This is a genomic window from Brevibacterium sp. AGC70 (genome assembly GCF_057334195.1).
Map to the genome: position 1 here is coordinate 18,336 of NZ_JBHFIH010000010.1, position 4,605 is coordinate 22,940.

Annotated in this window: 3 protein-coding genes and 1 pseudogene; all 4 read left to right on the plus strand. The window is 56.3% G+C overall.

Annotated elements, in window-relative coordinates:
- The first annotated feature begins 401 nt into the window (after window positions 1-401).
- Window positions 402-1,532, plus strand: coding sequence for an N-methyl-L-tryptophan oxidase (gene solA / locus ACE03M_RS07645; RefSeq protein WP_485933383.1), 1,131 nt, complete (start codon window positions 402-404; stop codon window positions 1,530-1,532).
- Between the two features lie 226 nt (window positions 1,533-1,758).
- Window positions 1,759-2,607, plus strand: a pseudogene (gene dctP, locus ACE03M_RS07650) (TRAP transporter substrate-binding protein DctP); the annotation flags it as partial.
- Window positions 2,608-2,622: 15 nt separating this feature from the next.
- The gene (locus ACE03M_RS07655; protein ID WP_485933384.1) at window positions 2,623-3,192 is read left to right on the plus strand and encodes a TRAP transporter small permease; all 570 of its coding nucleotides are present in this window, start codon (window positions 2,623-2,625) and stop codon (window positions 3,190-3,192) included.
- 6 nt (window positions 3,193-3,198) lie between these two features.
- Window positions 3,199-4,530, plus strand: a complete 1,332-nt coding sequence (locus ACE03M_RS07660; RefSeq protein ID WP_485933515.1) for a TRAP transporter large permease — start codon at window positions 3,199-3,201, stop codon at window positions 4,528-4,530.
- The last annotated feature ends 75 nt before the right edge of the window (window positions 4,531-4,605 follow it).

The following is a 4,605-nucleotide window of genomic DNA, read 5'->3' on the forward strand; positions in this document are numbered from 1 at the left end:
ACCGGGCCACCTACCGGCATTCATAGCTCGATTTGAGACCAGTCGTCATCTCCTTCCCGAATGTCACCGTTGCCATTCTGCACGAGCTGTGAATGAACAAACTGGTCGAAATTGGGAGAGTCGATGGACAGATCACCGATATTCGAAGTGCGGACGACCATTCCTATATATCTGACGGTAACGTTTTCGAGAGGCTCAGTGTCGGCCGACAATTCATCACATTCTGCTTAAACGGTCTAGATGGCGGAGCATCTGGCCTGTAAATACGACAATTGTCGAATTGGGCGCGACCAGGTTTTGACGACTGACTGATGACGTCAAGGAATCTTTCTGCTTCGATGAGTGAAGGTGCCATCGAAGACGAGGCACACGAACTTGTGTCCCACAGGAGGAACAGAAGAATGCGTAGCCCAAGAGTCGCGGTCGTCGGAATCGGTTCAATGGGGAGCATGGCGCTCTGGCAGTTGGCGAAGGCGGGCCTCGACGTAGTTGGTTTCGAACAGTATGGACTTGCCCACGAACGGTCGGCCGCGGGCGGCGAATCACGTATGTTTCGCACCGCCTATATGGAGGGAGCCGATTATGTTCCTCTGCTCAAGTCCTCTCGCCGATTGTGGCAAGAGCTCGAAGCTGAGACTGGGCAGAGCCTTCTCACACTCAACGGTGCCCTGATGATCGGTCCCCGTGAAGACCCTCGCATTGCCAATGTCATTCGCTCGGTAGAAGACTTCGAGATTGATCATGTAGTTCTCGACCGCGCCGAAACGATGGCTCGTTATCCTCAGCATCGGCTCGAGGACGGAGAGATTTCGGTCCTCGATCGCGAAGGAGGCGTGATCCGACCAGAACTGGCTGTCCTCACCGCGGCCGAGCGCGCGGCGGCTTTGGGCGCGACGATCCATGACCATACTCAGGTCGACGCGATCGACGAAAAACCTGCGGGCGTCCAGATCACTGCGGGTGGTAAAGTCCACGAATTCGACAAAGTGATCGTCACGGCGGGGCCCTGGACTGCCCGCGTCTTTCCCCAGTTTTCCGCTCATTTGGTGTCGAAGAAGATCGTGATGACTTGGTATCTGTCAGATCGGCTCCACGAATACACACCGGACGCCTTTCCGGCTTTCGGGAGGGTCGGCGGAGAAATTCAGACATTCGGTATTCCTTCATTGGAAGGAACGATGACGAAGATCGGCAGTGTGAACACCTTCGGCGACGTCGTCCTCCCCGAGCAGCTGCACCGGGATGTCGACCTGGCCGAACTCGACGCAATCAACAGAGAGGTTGCAAGGTGCCACCCCGGACTGCGGACCACCCCGTCCCGGGTATCCGTCCACATGGATGCCTACACCAGCGATGAACATGCGCTCGTCGGACCCGTCCCCGGAAGCAGTCAAGTATTCGTTCTCGGCGGCTATTCCGGCCATGGATTCAAGATGGCCCCCGTGATGGGCGAAATCGCAAAGGACCTGGCCATGTCAGGTTCGACTTCACACTCGATCGGGCATCTCTCTCCCGCCCGATTCTCGGCATGATTTTGCTGTTCTCCTACGCTCAAAGGATCAGAAACCACTGATGAAACGTCGACAACTGCTCGCATCGGCCGGTGCAATTGCACTCGGTCTGGCAGCTGGAGGATGCGCTAGCTCGGACGATGATGGTGCGCTCATTCTCCGCGTAGCTGGTCAAAACAATGACGAGCATCCGAACACCACCGAATTGCAGAAGATGGCGACGACTGTCTAGGAAGGGACGTCAGGCCGAGTTCGAATGGAGATCTACCCGAACAACCAGCTCGGTGACTACACGCTGATGTATGACGAGCTCGGGCAGGGAACCATGCACATGGGGCTGATCTCGACCCCGACCAGCCTCGACAATCGACTTGAGATCCAGTTTCTGCCTTACCTGTTTACGAACTACTCGGACGTGTATCGCTACTTTACACTCGACTCGCTGCTCGGACAGCAGCTGAGGGAGATCCATCGTGCTCAGGATATCGAACTCCTTGGGCTGTTCGCAGAAGGTTTCGGAGGCATCGCGACTAACCGCCCCGTGTCTTCGCCGGCAGTGATGGGAGCCGACAAGGACGTCATGTTGAGGGTGCCCGAGATACCGATTTCCGCAGGGCATGCGAAATCGATGGGATTTGGCACGGTATCGATGGCATATGCCGATGTCTATCAGGGGCTACAGACGGGAGCTGTAGACGGTTGGACAGGTGGACATCCGTTGGTCAACTATTTGCAGTTCAAGGACGTCGTCACCCATTACTACCAGTACAACAACATGTTTGAAGCGACCCATCTACTGATCAATCGCCCCACATTCGAATCGTTGTCTCCAGCAGATCAGGTTGTACTCAGGGAGGCTGGGAAGACAATGACCAAAAACAGCTTCGAGATCTCGAAGGATGCTGAGGAAACCTACCGGAAAAAGATGGCTGACGAGGGTATCGAGGTGGTTGAATTCGACGATGCCGACCTGAAGAGCTTCGCCGAGCACGCTCGGAAGTCCGCATGGTCGATCCTCGGCGACCCCTGCCAAGTGAAGATGATCGAAGAACTTTCGACCGAGATGGGCTTCGACTACACGCCCCCGAGCGCGTGAGGAAGGGCTAAATCAATGACGACTTTTCTCGCCTCTGGAGCAAAAGGTCTAATCTCTGCACAGCGATGGATCATGTTCGTCTGTTGCGCCTGCGTGATCATCGGCCTCTTCGCACAGGTCATCCTTCGCTATGTATTCGAGACGACGATGCTGGGCCTGAGCGAACTCATCCTAATCCCGACCCTCTGGATGTACTTCATCGGTGCTTCGTACGCCAGTGCTCAACGGACCCACGTTTCCGCCGATGTCCTTCAGTCTTACATTCGGAATAGGCGGGTAAAAGGGGTCATACGCACAATAGTTGCGGTGATCAGCCTCGCCATCGGATTGGTCCTTAGCTGGTGGGCCTTTCTCTATGTCGAACATGGTCTCGCCCGTCCCAAAAGCACCTCGGTGTACGAGATTCCACTTATCACGGTGCAGGTGGCGGTACTCGTTGGATTCGTGCTGATGACGTTCTACACCGCAGTGAAACTCTATTCAGAGATCACTGACCTCCGCGCCGGATCCGCCGAGCAGTCTGAAGCAGTCGATGTTGAGGTTTCCGCGGAGGGCATCAATGCCTTCGAAGAGAAGGAAAGCTGATTGTCTATGCTGCTCCTCGGTCTCATTCTTCTCATCGTTCTTCTTGCCCTTGGCGTCCCGGACGTTTGGACGTTCCTCGGCGTGGCGGTGTTCCTCGTCCTCTCCCTCGGGTATGACCCGAACTTCCTCCTTCCCTATGGGTTCAGCCAGCTTAATTCGACGTTGCTGTTGGCTATCCCGATGTTCATCATCGCCGGCAAGCTCATCGAAAAGGGCGGAGTCGGCGATGTCATCGTCAAATGGGCCGAAGTGTTACTCGGTCGCATCACAGGTGGTCTAGGCGTTGCCTCGGTTTTAGCCTGCGCAATCTTCGGTTCGATCTCCGGCAGCGCCCTCGCGGCGCTGTCGACGATCGGTTCGATCATGTTCGGTAAGCTACATCGAGCCGGGTATCCGCGCGGCTTCGCTGCGGCGTTGCTGGCTAATGCCTCCATCCTTGGTCTGCTCATTCCTCCCAGCGGGATCATGATCCTCTACGCGTGGTTGGCCAACGTCTCCGTTCTTGCCACTTTCCTGTCGACGCTGCTTCCGGGCATCATTCTTACGGTGCTGCTTAGCGTATTCACCTTGGTATACATGCGTGCCGATTTACGCCAACAGGTGAAAGCAGGCACGAAAGGGCGCGCCGTTCTTGAGCCGGTGCCGGCAAAGCAACTTGCGCGGACTTTCGGGAAGCGCACGGTGACTGGAATTCCCGCGCTCCTTCTGCCGGTAATCATCCTCGGCGGCATCTACAGCGGCATTCTCACTACCGTTGAGGCGGCTGTTGTGGCCGCGATCTACACGATCCCGTTGGGTTTGTGGGTCTATCGTGAGCTCAAGGTCAGAGACCTAAAAGATGTGTTGGTCGAGGGCGCTGCGACCACCGGTGTTGTGATGATCATGGCCTATTCGATGATGGTGCTGTCGCGGATCTTCACCATGGAAAGGCTGCCAGATGCCATCAGCTCGGTACTGCTCTCCATTTCGGAACAGCCTGTCATCATCCTGCTCATGATCAACCTCTTTATCGTCATCCTCGGAATGCTCATCGACGATGTCAGTGGGGTCCTCCTCGTCACCCCGATCCTATTGCCCGTCGCGGTGGGGATCGGCGTCGACCCGATTCACTTCGCAGCGATCGTCGGTGTGAACCTCGGCATGGCCAATATCACCCCGCCCACGGCACCCTTGCTGTACTTCGGTTCGCAGCTGGGACGGGCACCGATCAATGAAATGATGAAGCCAACTCTGCTGATGATCGCCGTCGGCTGGATTCCCACTCTTGGGCTGACGACGTTCGTTCCGGAATTGTCACTCTGGCTGCCGGAGCTGGTCCTCGGATACACCCCGCAATGACACGTCAGTCTTCGAAGCGGTCGCGCAGCTGGAACCACAGATGAATGAGTAGCCGGTCTCGACCTGACCTTAGGT